General features: G+C 73.2%; 18 protein-coding genes. 6 read left to right on the top strand and 12 right to left on the bottom strand.

Annotated elements, in window-relative coordinates; genetic code table 11:
* Window positions 1-141 precede the first annotated feature (141 nt).
* The 5 genes from D7M15_RS17125 (at window position 142) to D7M15_RS17105 (ending at window position 8,255) form a co-directional block, all read left to right on the top strand.
* The gene (locus D7M15_RS17125; RefSeq protein ID WP_121518325.1) at window positions 142-699 is read left to right on the top strand and encodes a TetR/AcrR family transcriptional regulator; all 558 of its coding nucleotides are present in this window, start codon (window positions 142-144) and stop codon (window positions 697-699) included.
* A 215-nt stretch (window positions 700-914) separates the two neighbouring features.
* Entirely contained in the window at window positions 915-1,475 is a 561-nt protein-coding gene (locus D7M15_RS17120; protein WP_121518324.1) for a GNAT family N-acetyltransferase, read from the top strand.
* A 79-nt stretch (window positions 1,476-1,554) separates the two neighbouring features.
* The gene (locus D7M15_RS17115) at window positions 1,555-2,175 is read left to right on the top strand and encodes a GNAT family N-acetyltransferase (RefSeq protein WP_121518323.1); all 621 of its coding nucleotides are present in this window, start codon (window positions 1,555-1,557) and stop codon (window positions 2,173-2,175) included.
* A 46-nt stretch (window positions 2,176-2,221) separates the two neighbouring features.
* Complete coding sequence (locus D7M15_RS17110; protein ID WP_121518322.1) at window positions 2,222-5,404, top strand: NACHT domain-containing protein; 3,183 nt, start codon at window positions 2,222-2,224, stop codon at window positions 5,402-5,404.
* A gap of 172 nt (window positions 5,405-5,576) precedes the next feature.
* A complete protein-coding gene (locus D7M15_RS17105; protein ID WP_121518321.1) occupies window positions 5,577-8,255 on the top strand; it encodes an NACHT domain-containing protein in 2,679 nt (892 codons plus the stop codon).
* A gap of 183 nt (window positions 8,256-8,438) precedes the next feature.
* Here the strand turns inward: D7M15_RS17105 and D7M15_RS17100 are convergent, their stop codons facing one another.
* Window positions 8,439-10,964, bottom strand: coding sequence for an ATP-dependent Clp protease ATP-binding subunit (locus D7M15_RS17100; RefSeq protein WP_121518320.1), 2,526 nt, complete (start codon window positions 10,962-10,964; stop codon window positions 8,439-8,441).
* Between the two features lie 552 nt (window positions 10,965-11,516).
* On the opposite strand from D7M15_RS17100, the gene D7M15_RS17090 reads away from it, so the two are divergent.
* Window positions 11,517-12,155: an SCO3374 family protein gene (locus D7M15_RS17090; protein WP_121518318.1), complete on the top strand. Its 639-nt coding sequence runs from the start codon at window positions 11,517-11,519 to the stop codon at window positions 12,153-12,155.
* Here D7M15_RS17090 and D7M15_RS17085 read toward each other — a convergent pair.
* The 11 genes from D7M15_RS17085 to D7M15_RS17040 form a co-directional block, all read right to left on the bottom strand.
* A complete protein-coding gene (locus D7M15_RS17085) occupies window positions 12,086-12,424 on the bottom strand; it encodes an Lsr2 family protein (RefSeq protein WP_121518317.1) in 339 nt (112 codons plus the stop codon). The genes D7M15_RS17090 and D7M15_RS17085 overlap by 70 nt on opposite strands.
* 144 nt (window positions 12,425-12,568) lie before the next feature.
* The gene (locus tag D7M15_RS17080) at window positions 12,569-13,096 is read right to left on the bottom strand and encodes an amino-acid N-acetyltransferase (RefSeq protein ID WP_121518316.1); all 528 of its coding nucleotides are present in this window, start codon (window positions 13,094-13,096) and stop codon (window positions 12,569-12,571) included.
* A 9-nt stretch (window positions 13,097-13,105) separates the two neighbouring features.
* On the bottom strand, window positions 13,106-13,495 hold the full coding sequence (locus tag D7M15_RS17075) for a BlaI/MecI/CopY family transcriptional regulator (protein ID WP_121518315.1): 390 nt from the start codon (window positions 13,493-13,495) through the stop codon (window positions 13,106-13,108).
* Between the two features lie 31 nt (window positions 13,496-13,526).
* Window positions 13,527-13,676, bottom strand: coding sequence for a hypothetical protein (locus D7M15_RS28535; protein ID WP_165906282.1), 150 nt, complete (start codon window positions 13,674-13,676; stop codon window positions 13,527-13,529).
* Window positions 13,677-13,815: 139 nt separating this feature from the next.
* Entirely contained in the window at window positions 13,816-14,595 is a 780-nt protein-coding gene (locus D7M15_RS17070) for a hypothetical protein (protein ID WP_240649345.1), read from the bottom strand.
* A 159-nt stretch (window positions 14,596-14,754) separates the two neighbouring features.
* Window positions 14,755-15,552 carry a type III pantothenate kinase gene (locus D7M15_RS17065; protein ID WP_121518314.1) on the bottom strand — a complete coding sequence of 266 codons (798 nt, stop codon included), beginning with the start codon at window positions 15,550-15,552 and terminating at the stop codon, window positions 14,755-14,757.
* A 2-nt stretch (window positions 15,553-15,554) separates the two neighbouring features.
* Window positions 15,555-16,661: a carboxylating nicotinate-nucleotide diphosphorylase gene (nadC, locus tag D7M15_RS17060; protein ID WP_121518313.1), complete on the bottom strand. Its 1,107-nt coding sequence runs from the start codon at window positions 16,659-16,661 to the stop codon at window positions 15,555-15,557.
* Window positions 16,658-18,478, bottom strand: a complete 1,821-nt coding sequence (locus D7M15_RS17055) for an L-aspartate oxidase (RefSeq protein ID WP_121518312.1) — start codon at window positions 18,476-18,478, stop codon at window positions 16,658-16,660. Before D7M15_RS17055 ends, nadC begins: the two co-directional genes overlap by 4 nt.
* Window positions 18,475-19,431: a pantoate--beta-alanine ligase gene (panC, locus tag D7M15_RS17050; protein WP_121518311.1), complete on the bottom strand. Its 957-nt coding sequence runs from the start codon at window positions 19,429-19,431 to the stop codon at window positions 18,475-18,477. The genes D7M15_RS17055 and panC overlap by 4 nt, the downstream gene beginning before the upstream one ends.
* Entirely contained in the window at window positions 19,428-20,390 is a 963-nt protein-coding gene (locus D7M15_RS17045; protein ID WP_121520898.1) for a DUF2520 domain-containing protein, read from the bottom strand. The genes panC and D7M15_RS17045 overlap by 4 nt, the downstream gene beginning before the upstream one ends.
* Before the next feature lie 217 nt (window positions 20,391-20,607).
* Entirely contained in the window at window positions 20,608-21,750 is a 1,143-nt protein-coding gene (locus tag D7M15_RS17040; RefSeq protein ID WP_121518310.1) for an NADH-quinone oxidoreductase subunit D, read from the bottom strand.
* Window positions 21,751-21,785 lie beyond the last annotated feature (35 nt).

Here is a 21,785-nt window from a genome sequence, read left to right as displayed (position 1 = left end):
GTTCTTCCCCGGTTCCACGTCGTTCGTGCGCGTGCGGGCCGGGCACGTACGGAAACTTACTTGCCGCCCGGCTAGTTGAGTACGGTAGAGAAGGTAGGCTGTCTACTAGCCGGGCGTCAAGTAAGTTTTTAGGGAGCGGTCATGAGCAGGGGAAACACCCACCAGCGAATCCAGGACGTGGCGCTGGAGCTCTTCGTCGCCCAGGGCTACGACAAGACCTCCCTCCGGGAGATCGCCGAGCGCCTCGGGGTCACCAAGGCCGCCCTCTACTACCACTTCAAGACCAAGGAGGACATCCTCCTCAGCATCTTCGACGCCGCGAACCGGCCGGTCACCGAGCTGATCGAATGGGGCCGCGAGCAGCCGCGCACCCTGGAGACGAAGAAGGAGATCCTCCGCCGCTACAGCGACGTGCTGCACCGCGCCCAGCCCCTCTTCCGCTTCATGCAGGAGAACCAGGCCACGATCCGCGACCTCAGCCTGGGCGACCAGATGAAGAAGCGCATGCTCGGTCTGTCCGACCTCCTCGTCGAACCGGACGCCGCGCTGGTGGACCGCGTACGCGCCGCCACCTCGCTGTTCACCATGCACGCGGGCACGTTCGCGCTGCGCGGCCTGGAGGACGACCCGGAGGAGCGGCGGGAGGCGGTGCTGACCGTCGCGCACGAGATGATCACGGCGGCGCACCACGGGGAGTAGGGCCCCGGCCCCTCGTACGGTTCGTACGGGGGCGTGTGGGAGGGGCGTGCGGACGTGGCGTGCGGCGTGCGGACGCACCGGTGCCGATACGGGCGTGCCCTGAGATGCTGGCGGTACCGCGCCGCCGCGCGGGACGCGGTACGTACGGAGGCCGCGCACCGCGACCGTACGGGGCGGGTCGAGGCGCGGGGACGACGTACGAGAGGGCGTGTGCGATGCCGGTACCGACGAACCACCCCGCCGCGGGCGGTCCGGGCGGCGCGGGCGAGCCGGCCCGCGTGGGGCTGCGGCCGTGGACACCCGACGACTTCGGGCTGCTGCACCGCGCCAACACCCCCGGCATGACCGAGCACCTCGGCGGCCCCGAGTCCGAGGAGCGGCTCCGCGACCGGCAGGAGCGCTACCTCGCGGCGGCCGACCCCGTCACCGGCGTCATGTACAGCGTCGTCCTGCTGCCCGGCGGCACCCCCGTCGGCACGATCGGCTACTGGGAACGGCTCTGGGAGGGCCGCCCGGTCTACGAGACCGGCTGGAACGTCTTCCCCGAGTACCAGCACCGCGGCATCGCCGCCCGCGCCGCCGCCCTCACCGTGGACCGCGTCCGCGCCCAACGCCGCCACCGGCACCTCCACGCGTACCCGGCCGCCGACAACCCGGCCTCGAACGCCATCTGCCGCAAGGCCGGTTTCTCGCTCCTCGGTGAGTGCGACGTCGAGTACCCACCGGGCCACATGATGCGCTGCCACAACTGGCGCCTGGACCTCCACGCCCCCTGACCCCGTACGGGACGGGCCGCGCCCCCGCCGGGCCGGAAAGTGGTGGCCGTGGTGCGTGGGCGCGGTCGATGATCGGGGGATGGTGGCACCCGACTCCCCCGGCATCCTCCTCCGCACGCCCCGGCTGCGGCTGCGGCCCTTCACCCCCGGCGACCTGGACCGGCTCGTCGCGCTCGACAACGACCCCGGCGTCATGCGCTACCTCAACGGCGGCAGGCCCGTCACCCGCGAGGCCGTACGGGCGGACGCGCTGCCGCGCATGCTGCACGACCACCCCTGCCTCGCGGGCCACGGCGGGCGCGGCTACTGGGCCGTCGAACGGGTCACCGAACCGGGAGACGCGAACCAACTCCCGCTCTTCCTCGGGTGGTTCGAGTTCCGGCCGCTGGCCGAGGAGCGCCCCGACGTGGTGGAGCTGGGCTACCGCCTGCACCGCGCCGCGTGGGGCCACGGCTACGCCACCGAGGGTGCGCGCGCCCTGCTGCGCAAGGGCTTCACGGAGTGGGGCGTACGGCGCGTCGTCGCGTACACCATGGCGGTCAACTCCCCGTCCCGGCACGTCATGGAGAAGGTCGGCCTGACCTTCCGGCGCACCTTCCACGAGTCGTGGCCGGACCCGATCGAGGGCGCCGAGCACGGTGAGGTCGAGTACGCCGTCACGCGGGAGGAGTGGCTGCGCGCGGGCGGGGCGCGCCCGTAGGCTCGGCAGCGCACAGTGGCACCAGGTCACCACCCGTGGGGGGCGCATGGAACCGGGAGCGGCCGGAGCGGTGGGGACGCGGCTGGCGTCGACCCTGCTCGTACCCCTGGTGAAGCGGCTGTTCGTCCAGGACGAGCCCGGCGCCGGGCTCGTGGCGGAGCCCGTACGGATCTCCGCGCTCGTCTCGTTCCGTGGGGAGCAACGCGCGCTCGGCGAGGCGCAGTTGGGGAAGCTCACCACGGAGCTGGTGCGGCGCGCGTGCCGCGACGTGCCGCCCGCCGAACGTCCCGTGCCCGAGGACGAGGAACGGGCCGTCGCGTTCGCGCTGACCCGTACGCTGCTCGCCCTCGGGGACGTGGGGATGGAGGACGTGCAGGCCGTACGGCTGGGGCACCGCGAGTTCGCCCGGGTGCTGCGCGCGGGCGCGCCGCGCGCGGAGCGCGGCCTGTCGGCCGACGCGACGCGGCTGTACGGGTCGCTGCTGGACACCGCCTGCCTGCACGTCCTGCACTTCTTCACCCGGCGTTCCACGTTCGTCGCCCGCTCGCTCGTCGAGCAGAGCCGCGAACTGGACGGGCTGGTACGGACGTTGGACGTGCTCGTGGCGCGCGTACCGGCGCAGGACGCGGCGGACGTACGGTTCGAGCGGCGTTACGCGGACTTCCTCGTCGGCAAGCACGGCACGCTCACCATCCACGGTCTCGACCTGCGGCAGCGGCGCGAATGGCCCCTGGACACCGCGTACTTGACGTTGGAGGCCACCGAACGCACGCCACAGCCGCCGGCGGGACCGCCAGCCGGGAACGGCGCGCCGCCCGGCGTCGCGCCCCACACCACGACGCTCCCCGCCGACCGCGTGCTCGTGGACCACGAACGGGTGCTGCTGCGCGGCGACGCCGGTTCCGGCAAGACCACGCTCGTGCAGTGGCTCGCGGTCAGCACCGCGCGGCAGGACGCGGCGCCGGGGACGGCGCACCTGCTGGGCCGGGTCCCGTTCGTGCTGCCGCTGCGTACGCTGACGCGCGGCGGCGCCCGACTCCCCGTCCCCGCCGACTTCCTCGCCGCGACCAGCTGCCCGGTCGCGGGCGCGCAGCCGCCCGGCTGGGCGGAACGGGTGCTGGACGCCGGACGCGCGCTGCTGCTCGTCGACGGCGTCGACGAGGTGCCCGCCGAGGAGCGCGACCGTACGCGGCGCTGGCTGCGCGACCTGGTCACCGCCTTCCCCGGCAACCTCTGGCTGGTCACGTCCCGCCCCTCCGCCGTGACCGACGACTGGCTCGACGCGGCCGGCTTCGCCGAGCTGTCGCTCGCCCCGATGAGCCGTACCGACGTGGCCGCGTTCGTCCACCGCTGGCACCACGCGGCGGGCGCCGAACCAGCCCTAGGCGAAGCCCTGTTGACGGCCGTACGCGGTCAGCAGGACCTCGCGCGGCTCGCCGTCAACCCGCTGATGTGCGGGCTGATCTGCGCCCTCCACCGGGAGCGCCGCGGCTTCCTGCCGCGCGGCCGGAAGGCGCTGTACGACGCGGCGCTCAGCATGCTCCTGGAACGGCGCGACCGGGAACGCGGCGACATCCACCACCCCGACGGCGCCGACCTGGACGAGGAGTCGCAGGTCGAGCTGTTGCAGAAGCTCGCGTACTGGCTGATCCGCAACGGCCGTGCCGAGCTGGACCGTTCGGACGCCGTCGAGCTGCTGGCCCGCGTCCTGCCCGCCATGCCGCAGGTGGCGGCGCGGGGTTCGGCCGCCGACGTCCTCCAGCACCTGCTCGTACGGTCCGGGGTGCTGCGCGAACCGGCCCCGGACACCGTCGACTTCGTCCACCGCACCTTCCAGGACTACCTGGGCGCGCGCGAGGCCGTCGAGGAACGCGACATCGACCTGCTCGTCCGGCACGCGCACCTGGACCAGTGGGAGGACGTCCTGCGGATGGCGGTCGCGCACGCCCGACCGGACGAACGGGCCCGGCTGCTGGGGACGTTGGTGGAGCGCGGCGACCGGGAGCCGGACCACCGCACCCGCCTGCACGTCCTGGCCGCCGCCTGCCTGGAGCACGCCACCAAGCTGGACCCGGCGGTACGGGCCGGGGTCGAGCGCCGTACGGCCGCACTCGTCCCGCCGCGCGGCCTCGACGAGGCGAAGGCGCTCGCCCGGATCGGTCCGGCCGTCCTCGAACTGCTGCCGGGGCCCGGGGAGTTGACCGTCGCGGAAGCCGTGGACGTCGTCCACACCGCCGCGCAGGTCGGCGGGGACGCCGCGCTGCCCGTGCTGCTGCGCTTCCGCGACCACGCGTACGACGGTGTGGCGCGTCAACTCGGCGGCCACTGGGACCGGTTCGACACGGAGACGTACGCCCGCGAGGTCCTCGCCCACCTCACCGACAGGCCGAACGCCTTCCTCACCGCGCGTTCGAACGAGGAGCTGGACCGCCTGCGGGCGCTCGGCGGTGCCGTGAGCGTGGCGGTGCACGGGGAGTTCACACCGGACCGGATCGCCTCGGCCCTCGATCCGGACGCCCTGGCGGAACTGCGTCTCGCGAAGAACCCCTTGCTCACCGACCTCGGGTTCCTCAGCGCGTACTCCTCCCTCCACTCCCTCGATCTCGCGGACTGCCCGGCCGTCACGGACCTGTCCCCGCTGGAGGACACGCACGTCACCCACCTCACGCTGCGCGACATGGCGGGGCTGCGGGACCTGCGCGGCGCGGCGGCGCTCACCCGACTCCGGTACCTCGGGCTGTCGAGGGACGTGCACTGGCCCGGGGCCGCCGCCCTCCCCCGTACGGCACCCCTGAGCCATCTCCAGCTGCCGCGCCACGGAAGCGAGTTGGAGGGCCTCGAACTGCTGCCCTCCCTGACCTACCTCGGGCTGTGGGATCTCACCGTGCCACCCCGGGTCTCCGACTGGGCGGCCGTCGCGGCCCACCCGGGCCTACGGGAACTGGCGTTGCGCCCGACCGACGTCCTCGACCTCGCGGCAGCGCGCCTGCCCATGCCCCGGCTGTCCCGCCTCTACCTCCTGGTCGACGACGAGGAGTGCGACCTGGCGGCCGTGACCGCCCTCTTCCCCGGACTCGTCCACGTCGCCCTCAACCGCGCCGGGTACGCCGACCTCGCACCACTGGTCGAACTCGACTCCCTCGAAAGCGTCTTCGTGTCCGCGCGGCAGGTCGAGAACGCCCACCGCCTCCCCCCGTACGTCGACCTCACGCACCTCACCGTCCGCTGACCGCCCCGCCGCCCGGACCCGCCACGACCCGGGCCACCCCGCCCCGGCCCGTCCCGAACGGCAGCCCGCGGGCGATAGCCGGGGCGCCGCCGTACGCATAGGCTTGGTCACACACGGCAGCGACAGCCGAGCGCCGCCGCACACGAGCGAGAAGGCCACCGGGGGGAGCCTCATGGAACCCGTCCGCCTGCCCTCAGTCGACGCGGCTCCGCTGGTCCAGCGGCTGTTCGCGCCGCTACCGGCACCCACGGACACCCCGCGCACCACCGGCACCCCGCACTCCCCTCGGCACCCGAGACCCCCGGACCCGCACACGCCGCCGCCACCGTCGGCGCCGCCGCCGGGCGGACAGCTGATCGCCGGGCTCGTCTCCTTCCGCGGCGCCAACCCCTCCTGCGGCTATGCCGAGTTGGAGCGCCTGGCCACCCGCTTCGTACGTCTCGGCCTGGTCCCCGCCGTCCTCTTCCGCGGCGAGTCGGCGGGGGTCGGCACCGTGCTCGCCCGGACCCTGTCCGTGCTGGGCGAGTTGGACACCACCGACCTCCAGGCGCTGCGGATGGGCCCGCAGGACTGGGCGCGCCTGCTGCGTACGGGCGCCCCGGGCGCGGACCGGGAGCTGTCGCCCGAGGCGGCCTCGTTCCACGACAGCCTGCTCGTCGCCGTCTGCCTGCACGCACTGAACCTGCTGCTCGACCGCTTCCCTCACCTGGCCGAGCGGCTGCCCGAACGGAGCCACCACATCCGCCAGTTGGTCGACCTGGGCGATGTCGCGGTCGTACGGCGTCGGCCCGCGCCGTCGGCCGGGGACACGGCGTTCGAGGAGCGCTACCTGCGGTCGGTCGTGGAGCGGCACAACCGGGTGACGATCCACGGCATCGAGCTGTCGAACCCGCACACGCCGGACACGTGGCCGCTGGAGACGACGTACCTCAGTCTCGGCGCCCGCTTCGACACCCCCGCAGCCGCCGCGCCCCGCGGTCCGGACGGGGCGGACGACGTCGAACCGGCCGAGCCCGCCCTGCCGTTGATGCCCGCCGAACGCGCCCTCACCACGCAGGAACGCCTCCTCGTCCGCGGTGTCGCCGGTTCCGGCAAGACCACCCTCATCCAGCGGCTCGCCGTCGCCACGGCGCGCGGCGGGGTGCCCGACGGGCTGGAGCCGCTGGAGGGGCGCATCCCGTTCCTGCTGCCGGTACGGCGGTTCGCCCGCACCGGCTTCCCCGCGCCCGACGACTTCCTCCGGGCCATCCACCACCCGTTGGCCGCCGAGGCGCCGGACGGCTGGGCCGCCCGGGTCCTCGCGGACGAACGCGCGCTGCTCCTCATCGACGGCATGGACGAGGCGCCCGAGCACCAACGCGCCGAGCTGGGCGAGCAGTTGCGCCGCATCCTGCGGATCTACAGCGGCAACATCTGCCTCGTCACGACCCGGCCCCCGGCGGTCGAGGCGGCCTGGCTCGCGGACGAGGGCTTCACCGAACTGACCCTGGCGCCGATGAGCCGCGACCAGATCTCCCGGTTCATCAACGCGTGGCACAACGCCGCCCGTACCGACGACGGCCGCGACCACCAGCACCTGGAGGACTACCGGGAACGCCTCCTCCAATCCATCCCGCTCTACCGCGAGTTGCGCGGCCTGGCCACCAACCCCCTGATGTGCGGCCTGATCTGCGCCCTCAACCGGGACCGGAACGGCTCACTGCCGCAGGGCCGCCGCGAACTCTACGAAGCCGCCATGGAGATGCTCCTCCAGCGCCGCGACCCGGAACGCCGCGTCCTGCACGCCGACGACGTGAAGCTGGACCGCGCGCCCCGCGAACGGCTGCTGCGGAAGCTGGCGTACCGGATGCTCGTCGAGGAGCGCTCCGTGCTGGAGACGCAGGCGGCGCTCGACGAGATAGAGACCCACACACCCGCCATCCCCTCCGTCACCGGCCAGGGCACCCCGCGGCAGATCTACGAACACCTGCTGCTGCGTACGGGTCTGCTGCGAGAGGGCACGGACGGCACCGTCGAGTTCATCCACCGCACCGTGCAGGACTACCTCGCGGCGAAGGAGGCCGTCGAGCGAGGCACGTTCCAGCTGCTCCTCGACCACGCGCACGAACCGGACTGGGAGGAGGTCATCCGCATGGCCGTGGCGCATGCCCGGCCGCAGGAGTGCGCCGTCCTCCTCGAAGGGCTCATCGCGCCGGGCCGCACCGGCATGAAGCGCAACCGGCGCCGCCTGCTGGCCGCCGCCTGCCTGGAGCACGTCACGGAGCTGGACCCGGACGTACTCGCCCGCATCCGGCGCGAGACCCGCAACATGGTGCGCCCGACCACCCTCGCCGCCGCCCGCGGCCTCGGCTGGGTCGGGCCCATCGTGCTGGAGATGCTGCCCGACCCGACGAAGGTCGGTGACGAGGAGGCGCACCGGCTCGCGGTCACCGCCACCCGTATCCGGGACGACGCGGCCATCCACTACCTGGCGCAGCTGCGGCACCACGGCTCCCTGACCGTACGGGCCGAACTCGCCCGCGGCTGGCACAACTTCGACACCGACCACTACGCCGAGGAGGTCCTGCGCCACCTCGACCCCGAAGGGCTGTACTTCCCGCTCACCGACCGGGTCGAGCTGGACGCGCTGGCGAAGATGGGCGGGCGCGAGTGCGTGCAGATCGCCGGGCCGTTCACGCCGGACGAGCTGCTGGACGGGCTCGTACGGGACCGGGTGGCGCACCTCTGGCTGGCGTACGACCTGGGGGTGTCGATGGAGTGGCTGGCGCGGTTCCCGCGGCTGACGACGCTGCGGGTGATGCCACGGCTGCCGCGCGTCGAAGGCGTGCCGGAGGGCATCCGCATCGTCTGACGGCGGCCCGCGCCGGGGCACCACGCCCGGCACGGACCGTACGTGTGGCGGTACGCCGTGCCCGCGCCCGTACGCCCCCGGAAAAGGCCGTGGGACCGGCATCCTCACGATGCCGGTCCCACGTGCCGTTCCGTCCCTACGCCCGCCCGTCCCGCGCTCCGTGAGCGCCGGACGGGGCCGGGGTCACGCGTCCTTGGAGAGGTTCGGGCCGCCGCCCGCCGCGGACTCGACCGGCGGGACGTCGGGCAGCGCCGACTTCTCCTCGCCGCGGAAGGTGAAGGTCTTCGCCTCGCCCTCGCCCTCCGTGTCGACGACCACGATGTGGCCCGGCAGCAGCTCCCCGAAGAGGATCTTCTCGGACAGCGGGTCCTCGATCTCGCGCTGGATCGTCCGACGCAGCGGCCGGGCGCCCATCACGGGGTCGTAGCCCTTCTTCGCCAGCAGCTCCTTGGCCTCGGTGTTCAGCTCGATGCCCATGTCCCGGTCCTTCAGGCGCTCGTCCACCTGGGCCAGCATCAGGTCCACGATCTCGATGATGTTGTCGCGGGTCAGCTGGTGGAAGACGACCGTGTCGTCGACACGGTTCAGGAACTCGGGCCGGAAGTGCTGCTTCAGCTCCTCGTTGACCTTGTTCTTCATGCGGTCGTAGTTGGTGCTGACGTCACCCTGACCGGCGAAGCCGAGGTTGAAGCCCTTGGAGATGTCCCGGGTGCCGAGGTTGGTCGTCATGATGATGACCGTGTTCTTGAAGTCGACGACCCGGCCCTGGGAGTCGGTCAGACGACCGTCCTCCAGGATCTGGAGCAGCGAGTTGAAGATGTCCGGGTGGGCCTTCTCCACCTCGTCGAAGAGGACGACGGAGAACGGCTTGCGGCGCACCTTCTCGGTGAGCTGGCCGCCCTCCTCGTACCCGACGTAGCCGGGGGGCGAGCCGAACAGCCGGGAGACGGTGTGCTTCTCGCTGAACTCCGACATGTCGAGGGAGATCAGCGCGTCCTCGTCACCGAACAGGAACTCCGCGAGCGTCTTCGACAGCTCCGTCTTACCGACACCGGACGGACCGGCGAAGATGAACGAACCGCCGGGGCGCTTCGGGTCCTTGAGGCCCGCACGCGTACGCCGGATGGCCTGCGAGAGCGCCTTGATGGCGTCCTTCTGGCCGATGACGCGCTTGTGCAGCTCGTCCTCCATGCGCAGCAGCCGGGAGGACTCCTCCTCGGTCAGCTTGAAGACCGGGATGCCGGTGGCCGTGGCGAGCACCTCGGCGATCAGGTCCTCGTCCACCTCCGCGACGACGTCCATGTCGCCGGCCTTCCACTCCTTCTCCCGCTTGGCCTTCTGGGCGAGGAGCTGCTTCTCCGTGTCACGGAGGGAGGCGGCCTTCTCGAAGTCCTGCGAGTCGATCGCGGACTCCTTGTCCCGGCGGACGTTCGCGATCTTCTCGTCGAACTCGCGCAGGTCCGGCGGCGCGGTCATCCGGCGGATGCGCATCCGCGAACCGGCCTCGTCGATCAGGTCGATCGCCTTGTCCGGCAGGAAGCGGTCCGAGATGTAACGGTCGGCCAGCGTGGCCGCGCCGACCAGCGCGGCGTCCGTGATGGACACGCGGTGGTGCGCCTCGTACCGGTCCCGGAGGCCCTTGAGGATCTCGATCGTGTGCGGCAGCGACGGCTCCGCGACCTGGATCGGCTGGAAACGACGCTCCAGGGCGGCGTCCTTCTCCAGGTGCTTGCGGTACTCGTCGAGCGTGGTCGCGCCGATGGTCTGGAGTTCACCGCGGGCCAGCATCGGCTTGAGGATGCTGGCGGCGTCGATCGCGCCCTCGGCGGCGCCCGCGCCGACCAGGGTGTGCAGCTCGTCGATGAACAGGATGATGTCGCCGCGCGTGCGGATCTCCTTGAGCACCTTCTTCAGGCGCTCCTCGAAGTCACCGCGGTAACGCGAGCCGGCGACCAGGGCACCCAGGTCCAGGGTGTAGAGGTGCTTGTCCTTGAGGGTCTCGGGCACCTCGCCCTTGACGATCGCCTGGGCGAGGCCCTCGACGACCGCGGTCTTGCCGACGCCGGGCTCACCGATGAGCACCGGGTTGTTCTTCGTACGGCGGGACAGCACCTGCATGACCCGCTCGATCTCCTTCTCGCGCCCGATGACCGGGTCGAGCTTGGATTCGCGGGCGGCCTGCGTGAGGTTGCGGCCGAACTGGTCCAGGACGAGCGACGTGGAGGGCGTGCCCTCGGCGGGGCCGCCGGCGGTGGCGGCCTCCTTGCCACCCGAGTAACCGGAGAGCAGCTGGATGACCTGCTGCCGCACCCGGTTGAGGTCGGCGCCCAACTTCACGAGGACCTGGGCGGCGACGCCCTCGCCCTCGCGGATCAGGCCGAGCAGGATGTGCTCCGTGCCGATGTAGTTGTGGCCGAGCTGAAGGGCCTCGCGGAGCGACAGCTCCAGGACCTTCTTGGCACGGGGGGTGAAGGGGATGTGGCCGGACGGGGCCTGCTGGCCCTGGCCGATGATCTCCTCCACCTGCTGGCGGACCGCCTCGAGCGAAATCCCGAGGCTCTCCAGTGCCTTAGCGGCGACACCCTCTCCTTCGTGGATCAGGCCCAGAAGGATGTGCTCGGTGCCGATGTAGTTGTGGTTGAGCATCCGGGCTTCTTCCTGAGCCAGGACGACAACCCGCCGCGCGCGGTCGGTGAACCTCTCGAACATCGTTAATCGCTCCTCAGAGCGGTCGGGCAGTGAGGGGTCGGTCCCCTCCCTGTCCTTCCGCAGCTTAGTCCCGCGACCGGGGACCGCTCATTCCAACTGCCGACACCTGCCCGGATCGCCCCTACGCGGGCGGGGACCACGGGTCTCACGTCGAGTCTCGCGTCCCGAGCAGCCGTCAACAGTTCCAACCCGATGCTGGAGGACGATGTTCCCGCAGGCCAGGCGTATTCACCTGGTTCCAGTACGCCGACGGCGAACGCACCGCCGACGGACGGCCCGCGCGTCCCGTCCACCGCTGCCCACACCCCCGATCCACTAGGCACTTCCTACCCGCTGCCACTGACAGTCCATGCCGTGACACCGTAGGCATCCGCTACCGGCGAACACCATTGCGCGCACGCGTCGTCACAAGGTGCCGCCGGGTGTCAACACAGCGTGACGCGGGGGCCGTTCCCCCGTTGTCCACGCATGACGACTCCTCCCCTGGAACGACGTACGGGCGGGCCCGTGAGTGCCCCGGCGACCCGTACGAGGACGGGTTTCACCCGCACGATGCCCCGCCAGCGCGGAGTGGACACCGGTCGCGGCCCGTACGGGCGGGAGCCGGGGTGGTACGAGCGGGAGCTGGGCTGGACCGTACGCGGGGAGCCGCCCGAGCTGGTCACGGGGACGCGGTTCGACGCCCTGCGGCTGCCCGCCGACGCGGGCCTGCCGCTGCTCGCGCGCACGCGCGACGCGGGCCCGGCGCTGCGGGCCGGGGCGGACGTGTGGCTGCTGATCGCCGAGGGGGCCGCGGCTGAGGTGCCGGGGCTGCTCCGCTGGCTGGACTGGGGGACGCTCGCCGACGGGCTCGGGCTCCGGGCGGTCGGAGCGGGCGGGCGTGTGCCCGCCCCGGTGCCGGGTGCGCAGGACCCGGGGGACGCCACCTGGGTACTGCCGCCCCGGCCGGGGCGGGACTGCGGGCGGGACCTGCCCGCACTGGGGATCGGAGGGGACGCGGGGACTCCCGACCTGGTCCGTCTGGTCGCCGCGGCGGCGACGGAGTGTCACCGCGCGCTGTTGCGGCGCCCGTACGGCGCCACCGGTGCCGGTGCCGGCTCCGGTACGACGGTCGCCGCGGATCAGCCGTTGGCCTTCTCGTACGCCTCGCGAATGTTGGCCGGAACGCGACCCCGGTCATTCACCTCGTAGCCCTGCTCCTTCGCCCAGGCGCGGATCTTCGCCGTGTCCTGACCGGCGGGCGAAGCGGTGGCGGTACGCCCGGCCTTTCCCCGTCCCGAACGGCCACCGGTGCGTCGACCCGCCTTCACGAAGTCGGCGAGCGCGTCACGGAGCTTGTCCGCGTTGGTGGTGTTGAGGTCGATCTCATAGCTCTTGCCGTCCAGCGCGAACGTCACGGTCTCGTCGGCTTCGCCGCCTTCGAGGTCGTCGACCAGAAGAACCTGAACCTTCTGTGCCACCGGTAACTCCATTCGTCATCGATAACCGATTACTGATACTGCCGACGAAAGCAAACCGCTTTTCTGCGGGAAACACAAACCCTCGACGGAGTTTGACTCCCGGGCCAGGAGGATTCCCGGGATCTTTCGGACATAGCGGAAGCCTCAGAGATGGAGCAGCATGCGGCTGTTGCCCAAGGTGTTGGGCTTCACCCGTTCGAGCCCGAGGAACTCGGCGACACCCTCGTCGGGTGAACGCAGCAGCTCGCTGTAGACATCACCGTCGACCGGGGTCTCACCGATCTCGATGAAGCCGTGCTTGGCGAAGAAGTCGACTTCGAAGGTGAGGCAGAAAATACGGCGCACACCGAGCCAACGGGCGGTCTGCAACAGCTTCTCCAGCACCACATGGCCCACCCCGGTGCCCTTGAGCGCCGGGTCCACGGCCAGAGTTCGCACCTCCGCCAGGTCCTCCCACATCACGTGGAGAGCCCCGCAGGCGACCACCTCCGCATCATGGTCCCGTTCCGCGACCCAGAACTCCTGGATGTCCTCATAAAGCGTCACGGTGGCTTTGCCGAGGAGGATGCGCTCACGCGAGTAGGTCTCCACGAGACGACAGACCGCGCGTACATCACTCGTGCGTGCCCGCCGAACGGTCACCTCGCTCGCCGGGTTCTGATGATCGGGCATGCTCGGACGCTATCTCCCCGTCGCGTCGGGGCGCACACCGCTCACCTGTACGACGCGGAGAGCGTCTCTGAGAGCTTCCCCCTCGGCCGCGGACATCATGCCGAAGAAGTCCACGAGAGCGGCTGCCAAGTTGTCACTGGCCGACCACGCCTCGTGCATGAGAGCGGCGGAGTAGGCGGCCCGGGTGGAGACCGCGGCATATCGATAGGCGCGGCCCTCTTGTTCGCGCCGCACCCAGCCCTTCTGATGAAGGTTGTCCATTACGGTCATCACCGTGGTGTAGGCGATGGTCCGTTCCCGTTGCAGGTCTTCGAGGACTTCTCGCACGGTGACCGGGCGGTTCCACTGCCATACCCGCGTCATGACGGCGTCTTCCAACTCTCCCAATGGCCGAGGCACGGGGAGAATAATAGGCGGAGATGTCGCGAATTCAGCCGTCCGTCTTCCGCGTGGCCGCGTCCACGATCGCGTCCTCCTTGGCCTTGTTCGCGCCACCCTGGCTCTTCACTATGGTCACGACCAGTGCGGTGAAGGCGATCGCCATCACGACCGGCGGGGTCAGAGCTGCGACGTATTCCATGATGTCGGGCCTCCTCGGGCGACGCGGGTTCCACTCAGCGTAGCCCCGCGCCCGCACGCGTACGGCGGCAGGCCACCGCGCGTGACCGCGCGCGGCGCGGCGCGGCGGGTACGGGGCGGGCACGCGGCGGGCGCGGGCGTCAGGCCGGGAGGGCGTGCACGGCCCCCTCGGGCGCCGGGTCGGGCGCCGCGTCCGGGTCGGGGTCACCGGGGTCGGGGCCGCGGCGGCGGGGCGGGAAGACCTCGGCGGGCGTCGGTACGGGGCGTGGCGACGGCGGCTCCGCGGGAGCCGGGGAGGGGGCCGACGGGGACGGGGCGGGCGCGGGGCGCTCGTCCGGCCGCTTCGCCGGGGACCGCTCCGGCGCCGCGTCGGACGCCGCTTCGGCACCCGCGTCGGCGGCGGCACCGGACTCGGCCTCGGCCGACCCCCCGGGCGCGCCCTCCACCCCGCGCCCCGCGCGGGCCGTCGTCCCCGCCGAGCGTCCGCCGGGGAGGACCAACAGCCGGGCGCGTACGGCCTGTTCGGCCAGTCGTTCGCCACGGCGGAGCAGTTCGGCGCGGCGCTTGGCCTCGCGTTCGCCGGACGGCTCGCCGCAGAGGAGGCGGAGCGCGGCGAGGTCGTCGGGGCGCGGCAGGTAGCCCGCCGCGAGGGCGTCCTCCAGCTGTTCGAGGTAGCCCGCGGCGGCGCCGGGGAGGGCCGCCCGGTAGCGGGCGAGGTCGGCCAGCAGGAAGGAGCGGAGTCTGCTCCCCTCGCGCACGGCTTCGTCGAGCGACTCGGCGAGCCGGAGGTACTCGCCGGGCTCGCCCGCGGCCGCGGGGGCCGCGGCGGGCTGGAGGGCTACGGCCAGGGCGCCGCGGAGCACACGCAGCTCGTCCGCGCTGAAGGCCATGCCGCCTCGGGAACCATAGGGCGTGGGCATGGGGGGATATTAGGCGTCTCGCGCACTAAATCGCCTTAGCCCGATTTGGCGTGTTAGGGGGTGTCCGGGCGATCTGTACGTTCTGCGGCCCCCGCCGCCGTACGTCGCACCGCCCGGACCCGTACGCCCGTCGCGCCTTCCCCGCAGGCCGTACGCGCCCTACGCGCGGGCCACGTTCCGCTCGTAGACGAGGCGGAGGCCGATCAGCGTGAGCCAGGGCTCGTGCTCGTCGATGACCGACGCCTCACCGAGCACCATCGGGGCCAGTCCCCCGGTGGCGATGACCGTCACGTCGTCGGGGTCGTCGGCCAGTTCGCGGGAGATGCGCCGCACCACGCCGTCGACCTGGCCCGCGAAGCCGTAGAGGATGCCGGACTGCATGGCCTCGACGGTGTTCTTGCCGATGACGCTGCGCGGGCGGGCCAGTTCGATCTTGCGGAGCTGCGCGCCCTTGACGCCGAGCGCCTCGACCGAGATCTCGATGCCCGGCGCGATGACCCCGCCGACGTACTCCCCGCGCGCGGACACGGCGTCGAACGTCGTCGCCGTGCCGAAGTCCACGACGACGCACGGGCCGCCGTACAGCTCCACGGCCGCGAGCGCGTTGATGACGCGGTCGGCGCCGACCTCCTTCGGGTTGTCCATGAGGACGGGCACGCCGGTCTTCACGCCCGGTTCGACGAGTACGGCCGGGATGTCGCCGTAGTAGCGGCGGGTGACCTCGCGCAGCTCGTGCAGGACGGACGGCACCGTCGAGCAGATCGCGATGCCCTCGATGTTGTCGCCCAGCTCCTCCCCGAGGAGCGGGTGCATGCCCATCAACCCCTGGAGGAGTACGGCGAGTTCGTCGGCGGTGCGGCGGGCGTCCGTGGAGATCCGCCAGTGCTCGACGATCTCCTCCCCGTCGAACAGGCCGAGGACGGTGTGGGTGTTCCCGACGTCGATCGTCAGCAGCATGCTCAGCCGACCTCCGCCGCCGCGTCGCGGGCGTCCTCGCGCAGGTCCAGGCCGATGTCGAGGATCGGCGCGGAGTGCGTGAGCGCGCCGACGGCCAGGAAGTCGACCCCGGTGTCGGCGTACGCGCGTGCCGTCGCGAGCGTCAGCCTGCCGGAGGACTCCAGCAGCGCGCGGCCCGCGACGAGCGCGACGGCCTCCGCCGTCTGCTCGGGCGTGAAGTTGTCGAGGAGCAGCAGGTCTGCGCCCTCGGCGAGAACGGGTTCGAGCTGGTCGAGCCGGTCGACCTCCACCTCGATCGGCAGCCCCTCGGCGCCGAACTCCGCCGCCGCGGCCCGCACCTTGCGGAACGCCTCGGCGACGCCGCCCGCCGCGATCACGTGGTTGTCCTTGACGAGCGCCGCGTCGGACAGCGAGAAGCGGTGGTTGACCCCGCCACCGCAGCGGACCGCGTACTTCTCCAGCGCCCGTAGCCCCGGAGTCGTCTTACGGGTGTCGCGGACGCGCGTACGGGTCCCCTCCAGCACGTCCGACCAGGCGCGGGTCGCGGTGGCGATGCCGGAGAGGCGGCACAGGAGGTTGAGCGCGCCGCGCTCGCCGGTGAGCAGGTCGCGGGTGCGGGCGCGGACGGTCAGCAGCGGCTGGCCGGGGACGACGCGGTCGCCGTCCTCGGCGTGCCGCTCCACCTCCAGCTCGTCGGTGCAGACGACGGAGAGGACGGCCTCCGCGATGCGCAGGCCCGCGACCGTACCGGCCTCGCGGGCCGTGAAGTCGCCCGTGGCCACGGCGTCCTCGGGGACGGTGGCGACGGTGGTGACGTCCACGCCGTGGTCGAGGTCCTCCTCGATGGCGAGGTGCGCGATGTCCTCGACCTGCACCGGGTCGAGGCCCGCCTCCTGGAGGAGCCGGGCGAGGCCCTGGTCGAGGCCGCAGTCGAGGGGGTCGAGACCGTAGTCGCGCCCGGCGGCGTACGGGGAGTCGGCGCCGCAGCCGCAGTCGTCCCCGCAGCCTCCGCCCCCCGGGGTGGCCGCGGCGGGGGCGCCGCCGATGTGGAGCAGGGGCACGTCCACGGGCTCGGGGCGGTGCTCGTCGTCGGGGGTGGGGCTGGTCAAGGGGTCTCCTCGGGGGCGGCGGTCCGGCTTCCGGGCGGTACGGGTGCGGGCGCGGGCGCCGGTACGGGCGCGGGTCCGGGCAGGACGGGCGGGAACGCGGTGCCCTCGGTCGTACGCACGTCGAGGGCCGCCTCGGCGGGGCCGCTGCCGTCGGGGTGCGGGGCGCCGTCCGGGCGCAGGGACAGCGTGAGGTGGCGGCGCCAGGCGGCGTCGTCCCGTTCCGGGTGGTCCTCGCGCCAGTGGCAGCCGCGCGTCTCGGTGCGGCGGAGGGCGGCGGCGACCAGGACGCGGGCGACGAGGTGCAGGTTGGCGGTCTCCCAGGTGTCGACGCCCGGTTCGGCGGGCTTGTGCGCCGTCTCCCCGTGGAGCGCGTCGAGCCGTTCGGCGGCGCGGGTGAGGCTGGCGCCGGAACGCAGCACGCCCGCGCCCTCCGTCATGGTCCGCTGGATCGCCGTACGGGAGTCGGCGGGCAGCAGCCGTACGGGCTCGGCGGAGGCGTTCGCCGGGGCCACGGGGACGGGCGGGGCGGGCGGGGCCGCCGCGATGTCCTGGGCGATGCGCTCCGCGAACACCAGCCCTTCCAGCAGGGAGTTGGACGCGAGCCGGTTCGCGCCGTGCACCCCGGTGCAGGCGGCCTCGCCGCAGGCGTAGAGGCCGGGGACGGTCGTACGGCCGTACCGGTCGGTGCGGACGCCGCCGGACGCGTAGTGCGCGGCGGGCGAGACCGGGATCGGCTCGGTCACCGGGTCGATGCCGTGGGCGCGGCACGCGGCGAGGATCGTCGGGAAGCGGCGGGCCCACATGTCGGCACCGAAGTGGCGGGCGTCGAGGTACATGTGGTCTGTGCCGTGCTCGCGCATCCGGCGCGTGATGGCCTTGGCGACGATGTCGCGGGGGGCCAGCTCGGCGAGTTCGTGCTGCCCGAGCATGAAGCGGACGCCGTCGGCGTCGACGAGGTGCGCGCCCTCGCCGCGCACGGCCTCGGATATGAGCGGCTGCTGCCCCTCCGCGCCCCGCCCCAGGTGCAGGACCGTCGGGTGGAACTGCACGAACTCCAGGTCGCTGACCTCCGCGCCCGCGCGCAGCGCCAGCGCCACGCCGTCGCCGGTGGACACGTCCGGGTTGGTCGTGGCGGAGAAGACCTGGCCCATGCCGCCGGTGGCGAGCACCACGGCGGGCGCGTGCACCGCGCCGACGCCGTCGTGCTGGCCCTCGCCCATGACGTGCAGGGTGACGCCGGCGGTGCGGCCGTCGGGGGCGGTGAGCAGGTCGAGGACGAGGGCGTTCTCCACGGTGCGGATGGTGCCGGGCGCGGGGTCCGTACCCGCGTCCGCGCCCTGCCCGGCGCGGCCCGCGGTCCGTACGGCCTCCACCAGCGCCCGCGAGATCTCCGCGCCCGTCGCGTCGCCGCCCGCGTGCGCGATGCGGTCGCGGTGGTGGCCGCCCTCGCGGGTCAGCGCGATGCCGCCGTCGCGGGACGCGTCGAAGCGGGCGCCGGTGGCGATGAGGCGGCGTACGGCGTCGGGCCCCTCGGTGACCAGCGTGCGTACGGCCGTCTCGTCGCACAAGCCCACGCCCGCCACGAGCGTGTCGTCCAGGTGTTGGTCGGGGGTGTCGCCGTCGCCGAGCGCGGCGGCGATGCCGCCCTGCGCCCAGCGCGTCGAGCCGTCGTCGAGGCGGGCCTTGGTCACCACGACCGTACGGCGGCCCGCCGCCGCGCAGCGGAGCGCGGTGGTCAGTCCGGCGACGCCGGAGCCCACGACGACGACGTCCGCGTCGAGCGTCCAGCCGGGCGGGGGCGCGGGCAGCGCGGTCATGGGGTGCCCTCCGTCAGCGGGTCCCCGGCGGCGCCGGGCGGGGTGAGCGGGACGCGTACGTTGTCGATCAGCCGGGTGGCGCCGACGCGCGCCGCGACGGCGAGGACCGCCTCGCCCGCGAACTCCCCGGTCACCTCGCGGAAGTCGGCCGGGTCGACGAGCGCCAGGTAGTCGGTCTCCAGCGGCGGCGCCGCGTCCCGGGACTCCGCCAGCGCGCGCCGGGCCGCCGTACGGACCGCCTCGGGGCCCTCGTGCGCGGCGGCGGCGCCCGCGGTGAGGGCGCGGGAGAGGGCGAGGGCGGTACGGCGTCCGGCGGGGTCGAGGTAGCGGTTGCGGCTGGAGAGGGCGAGGCCGTCGGGCTCCCGTACGGTCGGGACGCCGACGATCTCGACGGGGAAGTTCAGGTCGCGGGCCATGCGGCGGATGAGGGCGAGCTGCTGCGCGTCCTTCTGCCCGTAGTACGCGACGTCGGGGGCGGTGAGGTGGAGCAGCTTGGCGACGACGGTGAGCATCCCGTCGAAGTGGCCGGGCCGGTGGGCGCCTTCGAGCCGGGCGCCCATGGGGCCCGCCGCGACGCGTACCTGCGGCTCGCCGCCCGGGTACACCTCGTCGGCGGCGGGCGCGAAGACCGTGTCCGCGCCCGCGTCGGCGGCGACGCGGAGGTCGGCGTCGAGGGTGCGCGGGTAGCGGTCGAGGTCCTCGCCCGGCCCGAACTGGAGCGGGTTGACGAAGACCGTCACCACCACCTGGCCGTCGGCGCCGACCCGCGCGCGGGCGGCACGGACGAGGGCGGCGTGGCCGTCGTGCAGGGCGCCCATCGTCATGACGACGGCGCGGCGGACGCCGCGCGCGCGGTCGGGCGGCGCGGGCAGCTCGGCGGCCGTACGGGCGAGCCGGAGCGACGCGGCGGGGGCGGCGGCCGGGGTGCCGGGCCCGGGGGCGGCGGCCGTCACCGCCCGTCCTCCCCACCGGGGCGCGCGGAGCCGCCGGAACCGGCCGGGCCACCGCTCCCGCCCGAGCCGCCCGGCCCGGACAGCACGTCCAGCAGGTCCTCCGCCAGCTCCGGCTTGAGCAGCCCGTGCGCGAGCGCGCGGTCCGCGGTCGTACGGGCCATCGCCAGGTACCCGGCGACGGCGTGCGGCGCGTGCGCCCGCAGCTCGCCGACGTGCGCGGCGACCGTACCCGCGTCGCCGCGCGCCACCGGGCCGGTGAGGGCGGCGTCGCCGGAGCGCAGCGCGTTGTCGAGGGCGGCGCCGAGCAGCGGCCCGAGCATCCGGTCGGGGGCGGCCACGCCCGCCGACCGCAGCAGCTCCATGGCCTGCGCGACGAGCGTCACCAGGTGGTTCGCGCCGAGGGCGAGCGCCGCGTGGTACAGCGGGCGGGCGTCCTCCGCGATCCACTCCGGTTCGCCGCCCATCTCGATCACCAGGGCCTCGGCGGCGAGCCGCAGCTCCTCGGGCGCGGTGACGCCGAACGAGCAGCCCGCGAGCCGCTGCACGTCGACCGGCGTACCCGTGAACGTCATCACCGGGTGCAGCGCCAACGGCAGTCCGCCCGCGCGCAGCACCGGCTCCAGCACGTCCGTGCCGTACCGCCCGGACGCGTGCACGACCAGCTGCCCCGGCCGTACGGAACCGGTCTCCGCGAGGCCCTTGGCCAGGGCGGGCAGCGCGTCGTCAGGGACGGTGAGGAGGACGAGGTCGCAGCGCGCCAGCACCTCGGCGGGCTCCACCAGGGGTACGTCCGGGAGCAGCGCGGCGGCCCTGGTGCGGGACGCCTCGGAGACGCCCGACGCGGCCACCGGCCGGTGTCCGGCGAGCCGCAGCGCGGCGGCGAGGGCGGGGCCGACACGGCCGGTGCCGACGACGCCGACGTCCAGCCGCGCGGGGCGGTCCTCGGCCCGTACGGGCAGCGGCTCGGCACCGGGCGGGGAGGCGTCGTGCGGGGAGGCGGGCCCGGACGCGGGATCGGGCTCGGGGTGTGCGTTCACGGGGTGCTGACCTTCCGTCTTCCGTTCCGGTCCGCGCGGGGTACCGGACGATGTGACGATGCCCGGCCATGCTACGTGAGCGCCGCCGCCCGCCCGTACCGCGCGCGGGCCGCCCCGGCGGCAGACGGGCGCGCCCGGCTCACTTGTCGATGTCGCCCACGACGAAGAAGAACGACCCCAGGATCGCCACCATGTCCGCGACGAGCGTCCCGGGCAGCAGCTCGACGAGCGCCTGAATGTTGTTGAACGACGCGGAGCGGAGCTTCAGCCGGTGCGGGGTCTTCTCGCCCTTGGAGACGAGGTAGTAGCCGTTCAGGCCGAGCGGGTTCTCCGTCCAGGCGTACGTGGCGCCCTCGGGTGCCTTGAGCACCTTCGGCAGCCGCTGGTTGACAGGTCCGGGCGGGAGGTCCGCGAGCCGGTCGAGGCAGGCGTCGGCCAGCGCGAGGGAGTTGTGGGCCTGTTCGAGGAGGACCTCGAAGCGGGCGAGGCAGTCGCCGGTGTCGCGGGTGGCGACGCGCAGCACGTCGCCGAGTTCGCCGTACGCGAGGTACGGCTCGTCGCGGCGCAGGTCGAAGTCCACGCCGGAGGCGCGGGCGATGGGGCCGCTGACGCCGTACGCGTGCGCGGTCTCCGGGGTGAGGACGCCGACGCCTTCCGTACGGCCGCGGAAGATCTCGTTGCCCAGCACCAGCCGGTCGTAGACGTCCATGCGGGAGCGGACGGCGGCGACGGCGGCGCGGGCGCGGGCGGTCCAACCGGCCGGGAGGTCGTCCTTGAGGCCGCCGACGCGGTTGAACATGTAGTGCATGCGCCCGCCGGAGACCTCCTCCATCACGTTCTGGAGCTCCTCGCGCTCGCGGAACGAGTAGAAGACCGGGGTGATGCCGCCGAGTTCGAGGGGGTACGAGCCGAGGAACATCATGTGGTTCAGCACCCTGTTCAGCTCCGCGAGCAGGGTGCGGGTCCAGACGGCGCGCTCGGGGACCTCCATGCCGAGCATCCGCTCGACGGCCAGCACGACGCCGAGTTCGTTGGAGAACGCGGACAGCCAGTCGTGCCGGTTGGCGAGGACGATGATCTGCCGGTAGTCGCGGGCCTCGAACAGCTTCTCCGCGCCGCGGTGCATGTAGCCGACGACCGGTTCGGCGGCGGTGATCCGTTCGCCGTCCAGGACGAGGCGCAGCCGCAGCACGCCGTGGGTGGAGGGGTGCTGCGGGCCGATGTTGAGCACCATGTCGGTGCTCTCGGCGGCGCCTCCGATGCCGACCGTCGTCTCCGTCATGGCCCATAGTGTGGCACCCGCCGCCGGTCCCGCTC

This window comes from Streptomyces sp. Z26, assembly GCF_003665095.1.
In the GTDB taxonomy this organism is placed as follows: domain Bacteria; phylum Actinomycetota; class Actinomycetes; order Streptomycetales; family Streptomycetaceae; genus Streptomyces; species Streptomyces phytohabitans.
Note: the sequence above shows the minus strand (reverse complement) of the source record. Positions and strands in the feature narration are given on the sequence as shown.